Origin of the sequence: Nostoc sp. C052 (assembly GCF_013393905.1) — a bacterium.
Lineage (GTDB): Bacteria > Cyanobacteriota > Cyanobacteriia > Cyanobacteriales > Nostocaceae > Nostoc.
The window spans coordinates 61,934-82,515 of sequence record NZ_CP040278.1; the positions used below are offsets into that span (position 1 = coordinate 61,934).

The following is a 20,582-nucleotide window of genomic DNA, read 5'->3' on the forward strand; positions in this document are numbered from 1 at the left end:
TGCTTTTTAATTTTTAGATTGTAAAACTCGAATTTTGTCATCTAACCTTCGATTTATTTTAATTTTGCCGTTGTTTGCAGCTCCATTTTGGGAAAATAATTGTTCTTTACCATTAACATTTTGAATATTTGAACCAGTATTTCCAGGTTGGAGTGGAATATCTCCCGGTTTGCTGGAATCGAAGAATACATCTCCTCCTTCTAATGGTGGCTCCCCTAGCATTCTCCGACTTTCGTTTCTGGTAATTAAGCCAGCTTGAAATAATATAGTTGCTCGTTGCGCTTCTTCTATTTCTTTTCTAGGTTCGGTGTCAGCGATTTGGACAGTGTAATCAGGATAATAAAAATCAACAATTTGATTGTTGAGATCGTCAATGATCACTTGAGCGATTGGGAGGATGGCATCTTGAAAAGAGTGTGATTGGGCAACATCAGCTGTAGCAAAACTATCCTCCCTTTGATTCCCCACGTCTCGATGCGAGAGTCCAAAATACAAAGCAATTAACCCAGTCAAGAATTCTGTATACTTCAAAAATAGTTCTTCATCGTTCTTCGCACCGAACTTTACAACAGAAACTTTGCCGCCAATAATCGGGATTTCTCCCTTGCCGACGACGTTGGTACGCCAATAGTCTCTGAATCCTTCAATCTCGTCCTCTCCAGCATTTTCCAGGTTAATCATGTAATCTCGCACACCGTTGTTCACGGTGCGAGCCTGATATCCATGTAAACCCATCCAAGTATTTATATCGTCGTAGGCTAACTTGATAGGAGAAGGACAGACAATCTCGTAACTACTGACTTTTGCCTGAACCAGAAACATATTCTCATCCAACACAGGAATCCAGTTCTCTTCCCTAGTTTTGGCTGGACAATACCAGTATCGGGGTTCATCCCAATCCCCATCCCAAGCAGGATCTATCTTGATAAACTCTGGACTTGTACTCCACAACCAAAAAGCTTGCTTATCATCGTCGTATCCAGGCTTTTTCTCGATCGCAGCAGAACCAAATATCAATAAATCTTTGATTGCTGATTTAATAAATTTTCTATAAGTATTGTGACGAATATCGTTGCTAGGCTTTTTTAAACTGCGGGTTAATCTTCTAGCTTGCTGAATTGCGTTTTTATCATCTTTTAGTTCCTCTGGAGGATCGATTACCCAAGGAATTGCGGCAACTCCATTGGAAATTCGTTCAATGGCTTTGTCAAATAAGACGTTCTCCGCAAGCTTTTTGAGCAAATCAGGAGTAACTTCTTTTTTGAAAGAATTATTAAAATTGGTATTGGAATCAAATGCTTGTCTATTGGGAAAAGCCCCAACAGCAGCAACCTTTTTGTGGTTAGCCTTGGGGATTGGGGATTCAACAATTTGTCTGGTTGCAGTTCTTTTAGCAGCTCGATTTCTTTTGGCCATAAAAAAAACCAAGGTTTCCCCCGGCTTAGGTTGCATTTAATTTTTAATAATTCATCACTTAAAGATAGCAGAAGTCAGTCTGGAACGCTCGATCTACAAGCTCACAGAATTGTATTCTTGGCGATCGCGATTTAACTGATACAGTTAGTAACTTTATGGACAAACGTCCTCAAGCAACTTTTCCCGGTGTTACCCGGAAAGGATATACTGCAATATCCTCTATCCCTGAACTCAACGTCGCTGGGAATACCTTTCTTATAATGTTCAGGCTAGCGTTAATATCTGCGTGGATAAGTCTACCATCACTGGATCTATACCAAGCCCTTTTTATTCGCTTACCACTGAATGTATGCTTTTCACCTTTTTTGTAAACAGGGATTGGGTCTAAATCGAGGAACGACGAGGCGGAAGTGTAGCTTTCCTCATTAATCAAAACGGTTATCCCAACCAGTTCAGATTTATATTGCAATTGCTCGATAAACCGTGAATGAGGAATACCGACAAAGTTCTGGTTAGTCTTTGTCCCAAGATTAATTTTTTGTTTCCATTGGTCATTTTTACCAATAACCAATGTCCCAATCTTTTCATCGACCAAATGGTTAATGATCCATCTACTGGCATTGTGCAAGTAATTATCAATTTGGTTGTTGCGCTTACAAGTTAATGCGTTGATCCGAATCGATGTTTTAGCATTGCCTTTGAGGTAGGATTGAAGCTTCGCTTTTACCTTATTGTATTGTTGGTTGATTGACTTAAGTGGTCGTCCATTAACAAGTACTGGCTTAAACCCAAGCTTGTTTGAAGTTAACGCCGCTAAGTTGTCTAACCCAATATCAATCCCAGCTACCCAATCTGGGTTTAATTGTTGTGGTACCACCTCCAATTCATAAACTACTTCAATCACGTACTGCCCACATTTGGGAATCAATCTTACTTCCTTGACATTATTGACAAATGTTTTAAGCTCAATCGCAGTTTTCGATAATTTAATAATTCCTTCTTTCAAGGTTTTCTTGGATATTGCCCCTAATTCATAAATTACTATGTTTCTCCCCTTAAGCTTATCCTTGTATTTGGGTAACTTTGGACGACCATTAAACTTGGATGGGTTTTGATTATATGCTTTTTGTGCCTCAAAAAATGACTTCCAGTTACGATGCAGAGCCATCAAAACTTGGTTACTAACTTTTGCTGGTAACGCCGTGTATGACTCATGTTTTTTGACCAGATGGAATACTGCTACATTGTTTAGATAGGCGGAATCTTTAATAAAGGACTGTCTGACTAAATAGTTGGCGTAGTTATATAGATTTTTAGAACGCCATGCTAAATCATCAATTTCTTTGTAAAACCGATGGTTTATCTTAATAATATGTCGTTCTACCAACCTCATTCCTCTACTCCATTTGTTTCCAATTCTGCAATTAACTTTTCAGTTTTACGTTTAGCCCTCCTCAGCCCGTAAATGCGCTGTACAAAAGATGTAATTACTGAAACTAAATCCTGCATCAATTCATCTTTTTCATTATCCGCATCGTTAACAATTTCGAGCTTTTTACCTGTCGCCTCCAATAATAATTTAATGTAATTCAACCCGAATCTAGTCACTCTATCCCGATGCTCTGCAACCAAAATATTATAATTTGGATCTTGCAAAGCATTTGACAAAAGTTTTCTATTATCATTAAGCCCACTTCCGATTTCTTTGACAACTCTGTAAATACGATAACCTCTTGCAATAGAATAATTAGTTAGTCTAATGGCTTGGCTCTCTAAATTTGGCTTTGCTTCTGCCGATGAGACTCTGGCATAAATTAGAGCAATTTGCTCTTGTTCTATTGGATTATCAGACTCAATAATGATTGTCCCTGTTGATGGAATCTGATAGCCGTTTAGTTGTCCAGCCTTCCACCAACGATGTGCCGTTTTGTAACTTACTCCAGCTTTCTTTGCGTAATCAGATAGTTTCATCTACCTATATTACATTCATTGGGTATATATGGGTATAAAATCAATAAATATTTACAACACATATCCTCCAGTTTTCTCTTGAATAGTTAAAGCGCCAATATAATGGCAAATGTGCATCGCTGTATCTTTAGTGCCCCAAACAGGGTTTGCTGTCGTGGCATCTTCTTGTAAATATCTATTATCGTCGGTTTTAATGATGTACGGATCTCTGATGTACATGGCTTTCTATTATTAAAAAATCCCCAAAACAATTGTGGTTTTTGGATTTTAGACTAAGATTAGTTTAATCTAAAAGAATTAAATCTGGCTGAATTTAACAAAAATTTTGTTATTAAAAAAGCAAGCACAAGACTCTTTTATTAAAACTTTGATTAAATTTTTAATGCCAGATATAATCAATTAATCAATTATTCTAGATGACAATCGAGCTTTATGGTGAGCGAATATCCTATACGTATATTTCTACCTTTTAAAGGAATGGGGAAGGCTAGGGGTAGGGCAGCAATTGTTTCTAAGAACAAAGAATTTGGGGCATACGCAAACCTTTTAGGAAATAAAAACCAAAGGATAAAAGTGTACACTCAAAAAGATTATAGAGCTTGGACAAATAAAGTTATTGCCTATTTGATTAAGCTAAAGTTAGAAGGGTTTTTACCTGACTTGCCGAACCCATGCCGGATTGAATGCTTTTTTTGTAACTTTGGTAGTAGCGACCAGGATAACTTACAAGGTGCAGTTATCGATGCAATTGTTAAAGCTAAATTATTACCAGATGATTGCGGATCGATTGTAATAGCGGGTAGTGGCAAATTTGTAAAAGTAAAAACTAAAAAGAAAGAGAAAAAGCGAGTAGGAGTCGCCATAGAAATATATCCGCAGGAAATTGAGTACATGGATATAGATAATTTTTTGGGCTACGAACGTTATCTAGAAAAATTGCAACCAGTATTAAAAAAAGCAAGCTAAATATTGAATATGCTAGGAAACGATTGGACTTTCTACAATCCTGCCAATCAACAGGGGGGATTGAATATTGTTAAACAGCCAGCTAAGGTGGTTGCCAGCAGGATTTTGCATTTACTGTTGACCGTAGTTGGCGAAGACCCGATTCATCCCACATTGGGATTGATGATGCCACTTTTTATTCCCCTAACTGCACCCAGCGTTCAATTTTTCACCTATAACGCCAGAGAAGAAATATTGAAGTGGAATCAGGTGGCAGGAATCGGAATTAAAGCCTTGGCGGTAGAGATAGCGCCACAGACAATTTTCAGGAACGATCAGACAATCAATATCAGATACATTCCTGAAACAGAAAATGTAGTCAGTACTTTGGCTTTTGGTTATTATGCCTATACTGGCATTCGGCAAACCCAAGATATTGATGAATTTATCAAAGGAGTAATTTTGGATGGGGAGCCTTTCCCGAAATTCACGAATTAATAGGTAGAAGCTCTGATCGCAGCTTGCACCTGTATAGGTACGCTATTTCTATTGGTTAGTCGCAATCCGTTCATGAATTTCCAATCAATACTGACCCCAGCAACTTGATCTAGCAAATAGGCTTCATAACAATCAGGATCGATAAATAGCTCATCTTTGGCTTGGGAGATGAGATGCCCTATTTCTATTCCCTCAACAGATTCGAGGAAGAGATAGCCATTAGTGTTGTCGATATTGGTTATTTTGACTTCCGCGATGTCGAGATAGTCTATGGTACTTACAAAAGCTCTTTGTTTTGTAAAACTAAGGCTGGAGGCGATTTTCAGCCTCCGTAGCGTCGGGTCGATTTCGATAATTTTTGCTTGGTCAATGGGTGTGTAAGGAAATCTGACGCTAGCTACTCCAGGTTGATCGACGTTGCCGTAAACCAGGAAGTCTCCCATAACTACGCCATAAATAACCTCTAATTGCAATACGTTACCCGTCTTGGTAAGCGCTTTTGTAGTCAGGACAGTTCTGCCCTCACGCACTACTGACACTGGTAAGCCAATGATAAATTTAGTAGCATCTTCTACAGTGACACTGCTACTGTTTATACTGACTCCCCGAATTTGAGATTTGGCAATTGGTTCTGGAGGAGCCGGAATTGTAATTGGCGGTAAAACAATTGGTGGAGTGTTGGCAGATAGGGTTTTTGAATCAATAATTACCGCAGAATCGAATAATTCCGCTACTTCGTCAGCAACAGTTTGGCCAATTTCTACTTGTCCATCGAACAACAATTTATCGAATACTACGATTTGCGCGATCGCTCGATAGCCATCTGAAGTTAAGCTAAATGCAGAATTGCGATCGCCAACGAAGTTATAGACGCTAGCTCGTGCTTCTAGAATTTTGTTGACATAGACACTGATATTGGTGTTTTCTTCAGAAATTTGGATCAGGAGTTTGCTGTATTTTGGTAGTTGTTTATTGACAGTCAAACTACTACTACTAGTTTCAACAACTAGACTACCATTGACAATTTTCGCGACTAAGTTGCCCGCATCGAACAGAATCCCATCTCCGCGCCACTCTTGAAGTTCCACAAAAATGCTTAAGGTTTTTAGCCCAGCTAGTAGGTTGCGACGATAGGACAAAAGAGATGCAGCCCGAATTTTGTAAGCATCGCCTTGATAAATCATCGAAGTGCGGAAAGGATGTTTTTCAATTTGAATGCCACCAAAATACAAAGATAGAGTACTTTCCACATAAAATTCCAACTCTACTGTTTGAGATTCTGCTCCATGAATCCTGCCTTGTCTGCCAATTGTGATTCCATCTTTGATCAGATTTGTTGTATCAAGGGTCAGAGTGCTAGAGGTAGTCCCAGCAGTGTTTGCCAAGATGTCATAAAACTGAGTACTGTCCTCAAATTGAATTTGTCCTCCAGAAAATTGATCTTTAGCGATCGCTGTATTCGTACTTAAAGTTACGGTGCTGCTAGAGATAGAAAGTGCTGCATAGCCAGTGTCGTGGCTGTATTTTGGCAAAGAAATCTGTCTGCCATTAGCTTGAAAGCTTACTTCTAAAATCTGATAGCGATTTTGGAAGTTATTTAGCTGGCTAAGTTTAATTGTTGGTTTCCCGACTACTCCTGAATTTAAACGAATCACATCTTTATCAGAAGCCTGCTGACCGTTGGGTAAAAGCAGAAAAAGCGACATTGTATAAGTCTCCCCAGCATCAAGAACAATTGTTCTTTTCAAAGACTGGGTTAGTCCTTCGCCAATAGTCCAAGTAATTAAATCTGCTTGATAGGTTGTAGCATCAGGGCTTTCAACTTCGTCGGGGAAAATTATGCAATGAGATCCCTTGATCCAAACATTTTGGCTCAAATCAATATTGTGAGTTACATAATTTACACAACTTGGCTCAAGAATGATCGAGCCAGTTTTGCTGTCAATTGCTGGTTGATGTGCTGAGACTGGCTCTAACTTCAAAGAGCCATTAGGCTGATACTCTAACCAGACCAAAGTACTTCGTTGAAAGTTCGGGACATCTCCGGTCACTAGATTGTTCAACGATCCTTGAATTGCTGACGATATTTTATTGGTATTAACCATAGTTAAGAAAATCCTGCACCATAATCAGAAACAGCGCCAGTGTCCCAAGCATCCTCTAGGAGTTTAACTTCAATCAAAAAGGGTTGCTCGTCAGCAAATCGTAACTTGAAAACACTAGTATTTGATAAAGAATTGAAAGAGTCCTCCACCCAGCCGGTGAATACATATCCAGCTTCACTGCTGCCTGCTCCAAAAGAGCAAGTGAGTTCATTGGGCAAAGATATGGATAATGCTGTGGCAATTTCTCCTGAATATGTAAAGCCAGTAATAACATTGCTGGCCCATTTTGTATTTACTGGCGAAGCGTTGGAACCACCTAGCAGATAACCTTTGTTGGCATTTCCAAATGCAGCGTGGACTGTATGTGAATGTTCGATAGTCGAAGAAATAGTAGTTGCTGCTCCAATATTAGTAGTGTAGTTAACCTTTTCAATCGATTTTAAAGGTGTGCCTCCAAAATAGGCATCAGATCCTCCTAAAATATAGCCAGCAAACTTACTCGATAGTCCACCGTGGGGAGCAAAACGAGCTATTTGCAAAAGATTGGCGATCGCGACAATCGTATCTGTGGCATGAGTGTAAGTAGAAGAATTTCGCTGCAACACACCAAACTTGTTTGCACCTCCAGCGATAATTCCTCTAGTTGCATCTCCTATTTGTCCGATTGCGGCAATTCTTGGTTCGCTTAATTGGGCGATCGCTCCCTCGACGAATTCTTTGGGATAATACTTGATTTTATTGAATACGCTGCTAAAAGCACCGCTCCAATCCACACCACAGCCTATTTTGCCCGATTCTGAATTTCCAGTTGTCACCACATAATGAAGATCGTGTTCGAGTTTGATGCTCGAACGACGAAAATTTTCATTATGGTAGCTAAAGCATTGCAATCCATAGTTGCCAGGAATATAAGCTGTAGTTCCAATCACTAGAGAATTATTTATGCGATTTCCCACAAGGTAAGAAGGCATGATGTCATGGGAAATTTTGGTAATTTTCCCTTGGTTGCCGACAATGCCTTGAGCTGCGGATCTTCGAGCGTGAATTTGTAATAAAGCTGTATCTCTGGCATTAGTTTGCAAGAGATTAATGGCTGTCTCAAAATTATTCGCTGTTGTGGAAGCTCCTCGCTTCTCTGTTGGAAAGTCATCTGGATAAAATAAAGGATTCCTGGGCATACGTATCCTATTTCAAGAAAATCTTACTCACAAATGATCTCATACATCCTTGGGATCTAGTGGTGCTAATTGCAAATGTTTTAAGCAAGTAGACAAAAATAATCTTAAAATATATACTTCAGTTAGGTTGTGTGGACAAGCAAATGGTATTTCTAACCCATACGTTGGAATTGAACGAAAAACAAATAACTTTTCTTTCTGACTATGGAATAGATCCAGAGGTACATGCTATTCATATAATCCAGGGAGAAAACCTTCACCAATCATTAACTGGTGTTGATGCTTATTTTTCTGGGCAATACATTTTTTTCTTTCAAGGCGATTCAGACAAGCATTCGCTTTTTATGAAAACTTTGCTAAAGACAACCCAGGCTCCTAAGTTAAAAGGCTATCACAGCGGGATTACCTTATATTCCACTTGGTTGGTAGACTATGTTAAGCAGGAGAACAAGGTGGAGGTAACAACTATTGTCAGCCCTTCGGAGGTGACGTATAGTATGTAACAACATTTAACCAAGCGTCTGTAAATAAGCTCGGTAACTTTCACTATCATCGGATCAAAGGAGATTACAAAATCTTAATACCGACTTGTCCACAGGCAATATTAAGTTAAAAAAACATTATTAGTTCACTACTCAAATAACTACTCAAGCCGAGGTTTTCCTCGGCTTTTTTGTTGAATATGAGCCTATCTACTGTTTCATTGAATTTGAATAGCGAGCAGCTTGAAGTATTGGTTCAAGATGTGGGAATGGATGCAGATCAAATTTATGCAATGAACAACAACGTTTACCGTCCTCCTGTAAGCTTGCCTGCCTATACAAACGGGCACTATATCTTTTTTACTTCCGGTAGCACCGAGCAGCAGAGCCAATACATTACTGCTATTTTTGGCGAGAGTTATGCCGAAAATCCTGTAATCAAAAATCGAGGACTGACCATTTACGCAGGCCCTACTGCTCAATTTATCAGTCCAGAAAATTTAGTGAAAATCGTCGTACCAGCACCATGAAGTTACAAAAAGAAGTTCGCTTAAGCCACGGTTCGAGCTTGCAGATAAATTATCCCGAAGATTGGGAAGGCGAAAAAAGTGGAGATGAAGAAGATCCTCAGTTTTTCGTTTCTGCCCAGCCAAAACTTCTGACAGGAGATGAAATTCAACTTGCCGAGCAGTATCTCAAGACCATTCTCACTACTCAAAAACTAGTTCTGACTGGCTTTGTCCAAATCGATCCAGACGATCCGCTTTTGGAAGCGACACACGAAGAACTCGACAGATTGGAAACAGAAAAAAACTTTCCTGTTAGTCGTTATGCCTCTAGTGGTGGCAACTTGCCTGTACTTACAAGGGTTCTACGAATTCGGGAGCAAGGTTACGAAGGAGATAAATATTTGAGCATCAATGGCGGTAAGTAATTTGGTTCTGGTAATTCAATAGGAAATATAAATGGCAACTACTTTAGAAACAACGACAATATTTGGGCCACCTTTAGGAGCAGCAGGTGTCCGAGTTCGCGAAGTTGTTGGTAGCCAACAGCTTCGACAACCGAATATTGGCGTACTGGCTTTATTTAGCCCTTTGCAACGTGGGCCATCTGATGTCCCGGTTACGGTTACTTCTAGAGAGCAATACGATCAAATTTTTGGAGATCCCCAAGACGTTCGCTGGCATTTGTATCCCGATGGCTCTCAAATGGGCCCAGATGCCATTGATGGCTTCTTTACGATGGCAGGACAATCGGGAACTTTAATTGTTACCCGACTAGGCTTGGACGGTAAAGGTAAAAGAGCATCTTTGTCTTTGAAAAACCGTCAAGGTAGAGAAGTCTTGAGATTGTCAGCTGGGAATGAGGGGAGATGGGGAGGATATGAAGCTCATATTCCTTGGTCTACCTTAATCGTAAGTACGGCGCGAACCTTTACTATTTATGCTCCTGGGGTTGAACGCAACGAATTTATCGGGGCAAAAATCTCTTTCTCTAGTGATACAGGTAAAGAGTACGATGTCGTATCCAATACGGCAAGCAACGATCGCGGCGAAACAATTTTCACAATTTCATCCCAATACGATTTAATCGCTGATGGTATAGATGGGCCAGTTACTCTGAGTGGGTTAGCTTCTTACTCTTCCAAGTACACACTAGCTGGTACTGTTGCTTTTCCTCTGATGACAGCAGTAACAGGAACTGTCGCAATTAACGGGACAGTGGTAACAGGAACTGGAACTAGGTTTAGCGAGCAATTGGAAATTGGCGACAATATTTACTATCAAGGTGAAGCTAGATCGGTCGAGTCAATTTCTTCTAATACAACTTTGACGATTGGTGCTACTTTTACCAACGATGGGATTACTGGCGCTTCCCTAGAAAAAGATAATTTGATTTTGACTGGTGTCGGCACAACCTTTACCGATTTAATTCCAGGCAATACAATTTACGCTGAAGTCGATAACAAAACCTACAGTCGGAAAATTGCTAGCATCGTCAGTCCCACCCAATTACAACTAGAATCTGGCTTTCCTGTAGAAGTTTCTGCTGGTAGTCAAGCAAGTGTTGATAATTTCTGGGTTGAGGCTGTTGTTGGCAGCGAGACTAGTTACGGAACAGAATTAACTGTAGGTAGCAGTATTATTGACCCCAATCGCAGCAGCGATAGCGTTTCTGTTGTTGAAATCGATAAACCGAACCAGCGGTTCAAAATCGATCAAAAGTTTTCTAAAGACTTTACTGCTTCCCAAATTACCAAGCAAAATCAAAAGGTAAAACTTGATTTAATCCAAAAAGCTGGCACTGGTCTAAGCGTAGAAGTTGGATTAGGCTTGAAAAAACCAGAGACGCATTTTAGCTTGTTCTTGTATTTCAACGGCAAGCGAGTTATGCAAATTGCCGATGCTTCCTTAGACCCAACTGATGACGATTTTGTTGAAAGTCTGATTAACGATTCTAATATTGCTTATCGTTCGGAAGGGAAAAATTACTACACCTGGATTGAGTGCGAAAATCTTTGGAATGGAATTTATACTACTGCTTCCACCAACGATATTCGTCCCTCGAATGGTGCAGGTAAAACCTTGCTTGTCACAGAACGGCGAATTTATACAGTAGGTGAGTTCGATTACTCGAAGGTAATAAACGCACCTTTGTATCCCAATCCTTATAAATATGCGCGAAATTCTGTGAGAATTCGGGCTGCTGCTGCACCAGTATTGCTGGAAGGTTCAATTTCCTCAACTGGGGTTCAGGTTTTTGGTACAAATACAAATTTCACTTCTGTCTTCCGAAAAGGGGATTATCTTTACGACCCCAACTCTGACACCATTAGACCAATTCGCCGAATCGTCGATGACGAAGAGTTAATCTTAGAAACAATGTTTGCTGTTGATTTACCAGCAGAAACCAAAGCTTCCAAAGCTGGATATTTACAAGTAGACCAAGGAGTTAATCTAACCGAACAAGCTGCTATTGGCGATCGCTTTATTGTGGCTTATCGTGAATCTTTCGTTGGTGGCTATGACGGCGACCTTGGATCTATCCTACCTTTTCACTATACAAAATTCTTTAACGTAGACAAGGATCTTCTCGGACGAGCCATCTACGGTAAAGGTTATGGATTGGTGCGAATTATTTGTCCGGGAATTCACGACACCACAATCCAATCTCAGGGTGGGAATTATGCTGCCCAGACCGCTTGTGAATATCGCATTGAATTTCCCCCACATATCAATTCAGTTGCAGTAGCTGAAGCGTTTATTACTTCTGAATTAGGAAAAAATAGTTTTTTCTCCGCAGCATTCCCTTCCTACGGTTATATTTCCAGTCCTTTGTCTAGGGGCAAACGTTTCATTAGTATCAACGGAGACATAGCCGGACTAGAAAGTGCAGTTGCAAGTCTGCGTGAGGGCTGGCATCACCCCGCAGCTGGGCTGGATGCTGCATTGTCGAGGATTGAACAACTACCAATAGAAATTAGTCCTCCAGAGCAAGCAACGCTCAACAATGCAGGAATTCAGCCAATCCTCAAGCTTCTAGGTAGAACCGTTATTTATGGCGCAGAAGTGCCAGCCACAGACCCGATGTTCACCTTATTGCATGTCCGCCGGATGCAATCAAACTATGCCAGGGTTTTATTGGAAGCAATCACTTTACAGCGATCGCTATTCAAGCCAAATAGCCCTAGTTTATCTGCTGGCTTGTACATGGTCTTAAACGAGTATTTCCAATCAGAGTACCGTAAAGGAGCATTGAATAACTACTTGCCTTATTCGCAAGCTGTACAGATTAACTTCCCAACACCCAACACTGCAACAACGCAGCAAAGCAGTCGCGATACCTTGGTTGCCTTGGCTACTACAGATTTGATTGCCAGCATCATTTATTGCCCAACTGGGATCTTAAAGAACTTCTTTATCAATCTTGGCCCAGATTCGGTCACTTCCTCTTTTGCCAGCTTGTAAACCTTGTTGCCATAGTTTTTAAAAGCTATGGTAACGCATTAATTTAAACTAGTTAGAACAATGCGTAAAGCAACTTTATCGAAAAACCCTGCACTTCAGAATAAGCAAAGTTTTATTGTCCAAGGGATGGAGGATTTGTCAGTTAACGTTGTCACCAGAGACAACATTGAAATTAGTATCGAAACGGCAGATCGTCCAGATGGTACTAAAATTCCAATTGGTCGAACTAATCCTGGAGAATTTACTATCAGCATCGATTTAGCAGATAGAGCAACTCGCATAGCTTACGAAGCTTGGGCTGCTGAATGCATAGATGAACCATCAAATGGAATTGGCATATTTGGGGGAATTAAAGAAACTTACAAGCGTGGCGCTATTCTGGTTTATCACCGTTTATATCATACTAGTAAGAGCGAAGATGCGCCTATTATGTATTCTTTGGAAGGCTGTTTTATTACTAGTAAAACATTACCCGATTTTCAAATGGATGGGAATGAAACTTCTATGATGGAGTTCAATATTTCTTACGATGATGCTAAGAATTTAGCCTCTGATACCTTTCCAACTTGGTATCAATCTGGAGGATAAATTGTTATTCAACTAATAAAATAGAAACGAAAAATGGCGAGTAATTTTACTCGCCATTGTTATTTTTTGTTGATATATAAAGACTTCAGGGTATACTACTAATATTTTATAAAGCTGACGTTGCAACTTTTTTTGTTTTGATTACAGGATTTTTCTTTGGTTTAGGTTTTTGCTTTTTTGACTTAGGTTTGTCTGCTTTATAAATGGGATTTATGCTTTCTACTAATAGTTTGCCATCAACTAATTTACAGGAAATGTCACAAAAATAATTAGGTATTGTCTCTGGCATTTCTCCGTAAAGAGTAATCTGAAAAGGCTTAAAAATATATTTTTCTCTTCTTTCCTTGGTAATTGGGATATTTCTGCCAACCGTAACGCGACAAGATTTGCCAGCAAAATCCCAAACGCGAACAATCCCTCGTACCGAAAAAGTGTTGACGAACGATTCTGCCATCTCAACACCGACTACGCAAAACTTATAGAAAGGTGCTTCTGAAGAATTTCGTACATAAACCGATAGACGGTTAATTTGCGTTAAATCTATTTCTGGGTGCTTTCGCAACCAAGTATTTAATTGTCCGTGGATATTGGCGGGAAAAACATTCCCATTAAATTCTAAATTTCCGGTTAGGGGATTCTCGGCGCTAGGGAAATATTTTGCACTGATCATGCCAAGACAGCGAAATTGGATCTTAGAAGGTGGGGTGGGGATTGGCAAAGTAGACATAATTACGAGCTATAAATTGAAAAGTGGCTTCTTCACTAATACATTAGCAAATAGGCCACAGGTGATTTACAGGTAGGGAAAGATAAAGCCAGCCTCTCTTCTACCTAGCAGTAGGAGAAACGATTGAAGCAGGTGTTGCAGAGTGCGCTCTTTGGATCGCAGATTTGAGAATACCTTGAATTTTTTCTACTCCTTGGGTAACAGCTTCATCTACTTCGCCACTGCTATTTTTGGGAAACAAATTATCAATTTTGCTATTCAAAGTTTGAAAAGTAGCATCATCCGTAGGACTGGACTCTAAGGCTTGGTTAATAATTCCAAGCGCCTCTTCTAATAGTTCGCTTGATTCATTCAAAGACGAAACAGATATAGTCATGTCTAGTTCCTTTTTTTTTGTTCAGATTCAGACAGAAGTATCTTATAACATAACCCTTGAAAAAGTCATCTTGCCCTTTATCGATGCCAAACGAATTCTACACTTTCTTGAATTTCGCATAGTTGCCAAGGCTGAATTGTAATTTCAGACAAATTTTGATCTGTATTTGCATGTTTTAATTTCAGACTGGGGACAGCGTAAATACTTTCTGGTTGGTTTTCTAGAGCTGTGGCAACTGTTGCTGCAAAATTGCGATCGCCCCAATTGCCAAATGGGGGATTTACCAGACTTTGAATTGCTGTTGCAGCAATTTCAAAAGCTTGCAGATTGCTCAGAGCCGGGATGATCCGCACGTCGATTATTCCATCAATTGGCACAATCTCTGCTGCAATCACATCCAATCGAGTCCCGACCATTGTTCTTTCTAGCAAAGTGCTTTTAATAAATGGTGCAATTTCCGGAGGATATACGGCAATCGTGATTAAATCTGTATAATAATCGCCGCTAGGGTAATAAACTCCTGGAATAATATTTACCTTTTCTGCTCCTAGATTCAGTGCGGTAACATAATAGTCGCGAGCCGTTACACAACGCAAGCCAATTTGCATTTGCTGTCTAGCTCGCAGCATCGCTTCTGAGAGTTTTTCCTGGTCGCGTCCTGCATACAAAACAGTTGTATTGGAAACAGATTCTACAAAACTCAGCATTCGCGGTAAAACTGTAAAATCCCCAGGATTAATATCAATATCCAATTTGCCTTGGATATTTAATCTAGCTGGCACAGAAACAGACAAATCTTCACCATTGATTTCAACTGTTGCCGTAGTTATTGCATAAACATCCTCTAAGCGATCGTTGCCAACTTCTGTCCCTAAAGGTATAGTTACGCCAATATTCGAGGTGTAAGCATCATAGCTACGACGAAATACTAATTCAATAATTGGATATTCTTCTGCTGCTAATGAGATGCCCAGCATCCGAAAGTTTTCTAGCCAAACTCGATTAGGAATTAAATTCATCTGATGGGCATTCACGCCCAAAAGGTGAACCAGCATTCCCGCCAACTGCCCGTGTCCAGACAAAGGATTGCGACTAGAAAAAGGCGAACCTACACCTTCAGCCAAAGGTTGTGCCAATCGATCCATAATTGCCGCATAAACCTTGCCGTCATCAAAGCTATAAAGTTGCGGAGATTTTAAAATACTTGGTTCTTTTGAGAGAACTTCTTGAAGTTCGTAATGCCAACCGTAAGGAATAGACATGAGACTAAGAAGCCTGAAGGTACAGGCTTCTAAAAATAAATAGAGTATCTCCTGAAAATATCAAAGCTACTTCTATTATGTCAACTTGCTATTTTAGCGTAATGAAAGAAGCCAATATTCCAATTGTGGCATTATTGAAAGCAATCACTTCTCGGCATCGTTGTTCTCCGATGAATAGCTTGTGTTTTAAGCAAAAATTTAAGGTGTTTTCCCATCTGAGATTTAACTCTTTCCAGTACAAGATTTCTTGCAAGATATCAGTACTGGACATTTGGGCTATTCTTCTGTTCAACCTTTCTATATCAACCATTCGCTTAATTAGCAAAAGTTCTTCTACTATATATTATGCAAAAACCTGAAAAACACAAATCAAGACAATGGACATCAATTATCAAGATATTGAATTAGGAGCATTAGGTCAAAAGCTACCGATTGGGATTTGGACACCACAAGGACAAAGATTACAAGAATTTTTTATTAGACGGTATGTCGGTAAATACGATGTGGCTTTGGGAGAACTAGAGGATATGTACTCAGAACACCCAGACAAACATACCAAAATCCTCAATCAATTTCTTCCTCAAGTAATCGAAACCATTGGTGGGTATGAAATGCTCGATTTAGCAATATTGCTAACCGAACGCAATTTACCCAAGTTAATCGAATCGATGTATTTGGCTGATGTCTTGTACTTAATCTTACGAATCCGTTTGCTCGCTCAAGGAAAAGATATTCCTCTTTCTGGCAAATGCCCTTGTCCGGAGGAAGCAGAAATTCAAGGGGGGAAAAATACAGCCCCCCACGACTTGAATACGATGAATATCCGAATTCTTCCCGACAACGAACCGCGACCAATTTACACTATTCCTCTGCAACAGAGCATTGAATTTGCCAACGAAGCGATCGCCCAAATTCAACTTGAGCCATTGCGATTCGGTCATTTACTAAATCTTAGAGATGAATCTCTACCACTTGATATTCATTTACTGCAATTATCCTCATCTCCTTGCTTGTCAGCCCAACTGTATCGTCAGCTATGCCCAGATGACATCGATAATTTGCGGAATTCCGTAAAGAAGATCAACTTTGGCCCAGAAAAGAGCATCTTCATGGATTGTCCGATGTGTGGTTACGATTGGTTGATTCCCTTGGAACACGGACAAGGGTATGAAGACTTTTATATTAATTTGATGAAAGCTCCTAGAGAATCAGATGAGGTAGGAGCCACTAGCTCGTATTTTAATAGAATCTCGAAATTTCTCTGTTTTGGCGATCAAGCACCTTGTAGTAGTTTAAAGGAAGTTTTAGAGTTAACTTCTGGTGAACGAGATTGGTGGGTGAAAGACTTGTCAGAAACTTATGAACGTCAGCAGAAAGAAATGGAAAAATCGCGCAAAAAATAAAGCTGGTTATTATAAATAACCAGCTTTGTTGTGAATAAGCCAAACTTATCTTAGCTTTAATGGCAGATTTCTGTATGCTTTTTTAAAATATTGAATCTAATTGCATCAATTAGTTTTTCTGCTTCGTTGTATGCAGATTCAAAGTGACCACGGGGTTTTGTTATTTCCTTCTCCTGAAATAGAATAAACACATTAGGATCGTCGGTGGCAGTGCAGCCATATCCAACAAAACCCATTACTAGATGGTATGTAGCGAGTTGATTAATTTCGTAAAGCTCCTCTACGGAAAACTTGTCACCCCAGGCTTGATTGCATTTATCAACAATTTGTTGCGTCAAGGTAATTGGCAAGAAGTCTTCAATATCAGATATTTCAAATTCTCGTAGTAAAGCATCAAATGTTTCTGATATTTCTTGTTGGCAATAATAACGTTGCCTCACTTTCTGCACTTCTGCTTCGGTAATCCAGTCGTCAGAGGCTATATTTTCCCAACTACACCAGAATGCTTCTATTAATAGAGATACCGACAAATCAACAATCATTGTGCTTGACATTTTAATTCTCCATTTTCGTACTCCTATTGTAACAAATATAGCTAATACTTATTAGGTATTAGCTGTTGTAGATGGGTTATTAATCTATGCTGATGCTGTCTCTATTAGTCCAAACTTTGAGGATTTCTGAGTCTTGCTCGTAGTATTGAAATTCTACAAAAATGGTCAAAGGTGTTTGCTCTTTCCAGCCATCACTTTCTTCGGTAATACTAATATTACGGAAAAAGGTTTTGTTGTAGGTTTTCCAACCAGAAAGGTTAGTAATTTGATATTTCTGATAAAAAGCTTGTAGCCTTTTATCAATTTGTTCCTCTTTACCTTGGTTGATATCGAGCAGGATCTCTTCTGGCGCAATCGAATGCGCGTTTCTAAATTCAGCTTCTGACCAACAAAAGCAATGTCCTTTCTCATATCGAGAAGCTTGTTGTTCAACCTCGGACATCTTGATCAGTACGGGGCATGGATAGGCTGATTCAGACAGCCTAGTGGTATTGGGTAAATCCAGTATGGAGGCTGAATTCGTGAATCTCAAGACTTGCCGAGGAGGTTGGTGCATCTCGTAGCAAGAATTGATAATTTTCAGGAAAAATGATTTGACGCGATCAAAGTCCTCTGGAAACCTTGAAACTTGTTCGTCAATAATTAGACTTTTAGCTTTAAGAAAAGTCCCCAAAAATAAAACTCTATTGAAACAATCGGGTTTGGCTCGACAAGATAGTTGTTGGAAATTTTTATCTATTGCCCTTAGAGTTTTACCCATTTTCTCAATTGCAGATAACTCTAGACGGTTTAAAAAACTAGCGTCATAGCTCAAGAGAAAAGATGGATCTAATTCATCCCCGATCGCCATTTTGCTACTAACGAATCCGTGTAAATCGAGTCCTGCATAAAAGTCATTGCTTTTTGTGGAATGCGAAGCAGTGAAAAAACGAGTTTCGCCTGCTTCTAGGAAGGCTGGACGTACATGAATTCGTGTATAGCAATACGTTTGTTTAGTACCAGAATCCATAATTCTGAATTTGTCTGCACTGATGTGCAAAGCAACCATTTTGTTCCCCATTCGTATTACCTTGTAGGTTATGTAGTAATTGTAACATTTAGATTAAGTAAGAAACATTGTTGTTTGGAAAAAGTGAAATAAAAAAGCTAATACTGATTAAGTATTAGCTTTTTTAGTTTATTCTATGGTGATGTTGCTTCTATCAGTCCAGATGTCGATAATTTCTGAATCTTCGTCATGAAAATCTTCAAACTTGACGTAAATTGTGCAACTTTCATCATAACTGCGTTTTATCGTGACTTTTCTGATAAAAGTCTTGTCATAAGTTCGCCAGCCAGATTCATTAGTCACATCATTCTCGCTATAGAACTTGGACAGCCTTTCTTCAACCTTCCTTTCCCTGCGCCGATTAATGTAGAGAAGATGCGGTATACCAGTGACTGGTTCGCGATGCCTAAATTCCATTTCCGACAGGCAATAACCATCCTTATGCTTGTACGCTAAAGCCTGTTGACCTAAATCTTTAGCTTCGATAATCACTGGATATTTATTGAAGAAAATGTACTCTAACCTTAACGTTGACGGCAAGTCTAGGCTAGAATCTGCGTCCGTAAATCGTAAAATTTGTGGGGCAGATTCGGCTCTTTCGTAACAAGCCACCATCGTTTTTAAGAAAAACTCCTGGATTTTGGAAATATCACCAGGAAAGTCAAAAAGCTCCCCATCAATCGCAATTTTTTCTGCTTTGATAGTTTTGCCAAATCGTTCGATAACATCCAAATAAGTGCTATCTTCTATGCGTTTAGTTGCATCTAACTTCGGCTGGATGCGCTGCATAGTTTTATGCATTTTTTGGCAAATAGAAACTGTAATTTCGCTGGCATAACGCATATCGTATGACAGCGAAACACTCGGATGAAGATTGTCCATTAAGACGGCTTCATTAGTGACGCTGCCTCCTAATTTTAAATTTTCGTAGAATTGATTCTCCGGAAATTCACCGTAATAATCGTAAACGAAACGAATCTTTCCTTCCTCCGACATCGTGGCTACTCGAATTTCGATATGAGCATAGTAAGATACTCTCTTGGGACACGATTCGTATGAATAGGGCTTTTCTGCACTCACATGCAGATATATTGGTCTTGCTTTGCTCTCCATTATTTTCCACCGTAAGGTATGTAATAATTATAACATTTTCTCTAAGTATTCACGGTAATGTCAGACGATCGCGAATTGTGTTAGTATATTAAGTGAATGAATTGCTTCTATATACACCATTACATGAATAAATTGGTTGAAATAGCTTGCATTTTGTTCTCCATTTTTTAAATTTAGCTCTGCCCTCAAAAGCAGAGCTTTTGCATTTTCTGAATATGAAAAAGCCATTAACCTGGATCTCCAGGTTAATGGCTTTAGTTTTATCTATTTGAATTACGGATTGGGAACAACAATTACAGTCTCTTGGGGATTCGCAATCATTGCTTTAGCGATCGCGATCGCTTGAGCAAGGAGAGCTTTCTCGTCCTCGTTTAGAGAGAGGTATTCTTGCGGGTCGGAAAACCACGTTTCAGCAAGCACCCTGGCATCTTGGGGACAGCCAGAACCCGTCGCGAGTAGTATGGAGCCAACCTTGGCTCCAAACCAAGTATATCCATCCTCTGCTTGTTCAAAAATTTCGATGTCTGCCTTGGTGAGTACTGCTGGCGCTACTGGTTCGTTTTCTTCTAAATCGGCGCTCCACTCATAGTCGGGATGGATCGATTCAACCACTCCATCGGGATATGTCTCCATGTCGCCGAAGTCAGGTTTAAAATTTTTATCAAACTTTTCCGAAGCGATTACTTTGGCATCTTCTGGGCTATCTGCCAAAACGTGGAAGTACATCGCATCAATTTCGACAGTTTTGATTAAGTTAACAGTATATTGTTGAGGCATTTTGTTCTCCTTTTGAGTAGTTAAAAACTTGAGTTGTTTAAGAATCCTTCGACGTAATCTTTGGATATTGTTCTATTCAAAAGACTTTGGCGAATTGTTTCCCTTAAATCTCCTAGACTAGTGTCTTGATAAACAGCGAAACCATAGTTTTCGAGAATGGTTTGGCAT

General features: G+C 39.6%; 22 protein-coding genes. 8 read left to right on the forward strand and 14 right to left on the reverse strand.

Annotation, left to right across the window (positions count from 1 at the left end):
• Positions 1-6: 6 nt before the first annotated feature.
• The 4 genes from FD723_RS40005 to FD723_RS40020 all read right to left on the reverse strand — a co-directional run bounded on the left by FD723_RS40005 (position 7) and on the right by FD723_RS40020 (position 3,606).
• On the reverse strand, positions 7-1,416 hold the full coding sequence (locus tag FD723_RS40005; protein ID WP_218651887.1) for a phage portal protein: 1,410 nt from the start codon (positions 1,414-1,416) through the stop codon (positions 7-9).
• A 169-nt stretch (positions 1,417-1,585) separates the two neighbouring features.
• Positions 1,586-2,809 carry an RNA-guided endonuclease TnpB family protein gene (locus tag FD723_RS40010; RefSeq protein ID WP_179070702.1) on the reverse strand — a complete coding sequence of 408 codons (1,224 nt, stop codon included), beginning with the start codon at positions 2,807-2,809 and terminating at the stop codon, positions 1,586-1,588.
• Positions 2,806-3,387, reverse strand: a complete 582-nt coding sequence (locus tag FD723_RS40015; RefSeq protein WP_179070703.1) for an IS607 family transposase — start codon at positions 3,385-3,387, stop codon at positions 2,806-2,808. The genes FD723_RS40010 and FD723_RS40015 overlap by 4 nt, the downstream gene beginning before the upstream one ends.
• 51 nt (positions 3,388-3,438) lie before the next feature.
• Positions 3,439-3,606 carry a hypothetical protein gene (locus tag FD723_RS40020; protein ID WP_179070704.1) on the reverse strand — a complete coding sequence of 56 codons (168 nt, stop codon included), beginning with the start codon at positions 3,604-3,606 and terminating at the stop codon, positions 3,439-3,441.
• Positions 3,607-3,819: 213 nt separating this feature from the next.
• On the opposite strand from FD723_RS40020, the gene FD723_RS40025 reads away from it, so the two are divergent.
• Complete coding sequence (locus FD723_RS40025; RefSeq protein WP_179070705.1) at positions 3,820-4,353, forward strand: hypothetical protein; 534 nt, start codon at positions 3,820-3,822, stop codon at positions 4,351-4,353.
• A 9-nt stretch (positions 4,354-4,362) separates the two neighbouring features.
• Positions 4,363-4,830 (forward strand): hypothetical protein, encoded by a 468-nt coding sequence (locus FD723_RS40030; RefSeq protein WP_179070706.1) that lies wholly within the window; start codon positions 4,363-4,365, stop codon positions 4,828-4,830.
• Here FD723_RS40030 and FD723_RS40035 read toward each other — a convergent pair.
• Both FD723_RS40035 and FD723_RS40040 read right to left on the reverse strand, forming a co-directional pair.
• On the reverse strand, positions 4,827-6,935 hold the full coding sequence (locus FD723_RS40035; RefSeq protein ID WP_179070707.1) for a hypothetical protein: 2,109 nt from the start codon (positions 6,933-6,935) through the stop codon (positions 4,827-4,829). The two genes, FD723_RS40030 and FD723_RS40035, sit on opposite strands and share 4 nt — an antisense overlap.
• A gap of 2 nt (positions 6,936-6,937) precedes the next feature.
• Positions 6,938-8,113, reverse strand: a complete 1,176-nt coding sequence (locus FD723_RS40040; protein ID WP_179070708.1) for a hypothetical protein — start codon at positions 8,111-8,113, stop codon at positions 6,938-6,940.
• Positions 8,114-8,256: 143 nt separating this feature from the next.
• Between FD723_RS40040 and FD723_RS40045 the strand changes: the two genes are divergently transcribed.
• The 5 genes from FD723_RS40045 to FD723_RS40065 all read left to right on the forward strand — a co-directional run bounded on the left by FD723_RS40045 (position 8,257) and on the right by FD723_RS40065 (position 13,154).
• The gene (locus FD723_RS40045; RefSeq protein WP_218651888.1) at positions 8,257-8,616 is read left to right on the forward strand and encodes a hypothetical protein; all 360 of its coding nucleotides are present in this window, start codon (positions 8,257-8,259) and stop codon (positions 8,614-8,616) included.
• 179 nt (positions 8,617-8,795) lie between these two features.
• Complete coding sequence (locus tag FD723_RS40050; protein ID WP_179070710.1) at positions 8,796-9,125, forward strand: hypothetical protein; 330 nt, start codon at positions 8,796-8,798, stop codon at positions 9,123-9,125.
• Entirely contained in the window at positions 9,122-9,529 is a 408-nt protein-coding gene (locus FD723_RS40055; protein WP_179070711.1) for a hypothetical protein, read from the forward strand. Before FD723_RS40050 ends, FD723_RS40055 begins: the two co-directional genes overlap by 4 nt.
• Positions 9,530-9,560: 31 nt before the next feature.
• Complete coding sequence (locus FD723_RS40060; protein ID WP_179070712.1) at positions 9,561-12,566, forward strand: hypothetical protein; 3,006 nt, start codon at positions 9,561-9,563, stop codon at positions 12,564-12,566.
• 60 nt (positions 12,567-12,626) lie between these two features.
• The gene (locus FD723_RS40065; protein ID WP_179070713.1) at positions 12,627-13,154 is read left to right on the forward strand and encodes a hypothetical protein; all 528 of its coding nucleotides are present in this window, start codon (positions 12,627-12,629) and stop codon (positions 13,152-13,154) included.
• Between the two features lie 106 nt (positions 13,155-13,260).
• On the opposite strand, the gene FD723_RS40070 is transcribed toward FD723_RS40065, so the two are convergent.
• The 4 genes from FD723_RS40070 to FD723_RS40085 all read right to left on the reverse strand — a co-directional run bounded on the left by FD723_RS40070 (position 13,261) and on the right by FD723_RS40085 (position 15,790).
• A complete protein-coding gene (locus FD723_RS40070; RefSeq protein ID WP_179070714.1) occupies positions 13,261-13,881 on the reverse strand; it encodes a hypothetical protein in 621 nt (206 codons plus the stop codon).
• A gap of 100 nt (positions 13,882-13,981) precedes the next feature.
• Positions 13,982-14,257 carry a hypothetical protein gene (locus FD723_RS40075; protein ID WP_179070715.1) on the reverse strand — a complete coding sequence of 92 codons (276 nt, stop codon included), beginning with the start codon at positions 14,255-14,257 and terminating at the stop codon, positions 13,982-13,984.
• A 77-nt stretch (positions 14,258-14,334) separates the two neighbouring features.
• On the reverse strand, positions 14,335-15,519 hold the full coding sequence (locus tag FD723_RS40080) for a hypothetical protein (protein WP_179070716.1): 1,185 nt from the start codon (positions 15,517-15,519) through the stop codon (positions 14,335-14,337).
• Positions 15,520-15,607: 88 nt separating this feature from the next.
• Positions 15,608-15,790, reverse strand: a complete 183-nt coding sequence (locus tag FD723_RS40085; protein WP_179070717.1) for a hypothetical protein — start codon at positions 15,788-15,790, stop codon at positions 15,608-15,610.
• 106 nt (positions 15,791-15,896) lie between these two features.
• Between FD723_RS40085 and FD723_RS40090 the strand changes: the two genes are divergently transcribed.
• Positions 15,897-16,922, forward strand: a complete 1,026-nt coding sequence (locus FD723_RS40090) for a hypothetical protein (protein ID WP_179070718.1) — start codon at positions 15,897-15,899, stop codon at positions 16,920-16,922.
• 56 nt (positions 16,923-16,978) lie between these two features.
• On the opposite strand, the gene FD723_RS40095 is transcribed toward FD723_RS40090, so the two are convergent.
• The 4 genes from FD723_RS40095 to FD723_RS40110 form a co-directional block, all read right to left on the reverse strand.
• Positions 16,979-17,476: a hypothetical protein gene (locus tag FD723_RS40095; RefSeq protein WP_179070719.1), complete on the reverse strand. Its 498-nt coding sequence runs from the start codon at positions 17,474-17,476 to the stop codon at positions 16,979-16,981.
• A 79-nt stretch (positions 17,477-17,555) separates the two neighbouring features.
• The gene (locus FD723_RS40100) at positions 17,556-18,536 is read right to left on the reverse strand and encodes a hypothetical protein (protein ID WP_179070720.1); all 981 of its coding nucleotides are present in this window, start codon (positions 18,534-18,536) and stop codon (positions 17,556-17,558) included.
• A gap of 117 nt (positions 18,537-18,653) precedes the next feature.
• A complete protein-coding gene (locus tag FD723_RS40105) occupies positions 18,654-19,637 on the reverse strand; it encodes a hypothetical protein (RefSeq protein WP_179070721.1) in 984 nt (327 codons plus the stop codon).
• Positions 19,638-19,910: 273 nt separating this feature from the next.
• On the reverse strand, positions 19,911-20,414 hold the full coding sequence (locus tag FD723_RS40110) for a hypothetical protein (protein ID WP_179070722.1): 504 nt from the start codon (positions 20,412-20,414) through the stop codon (positions 19,911-19,913).
• Positions 20,415-20,582 lie beyond the last annotated feature (168 nt).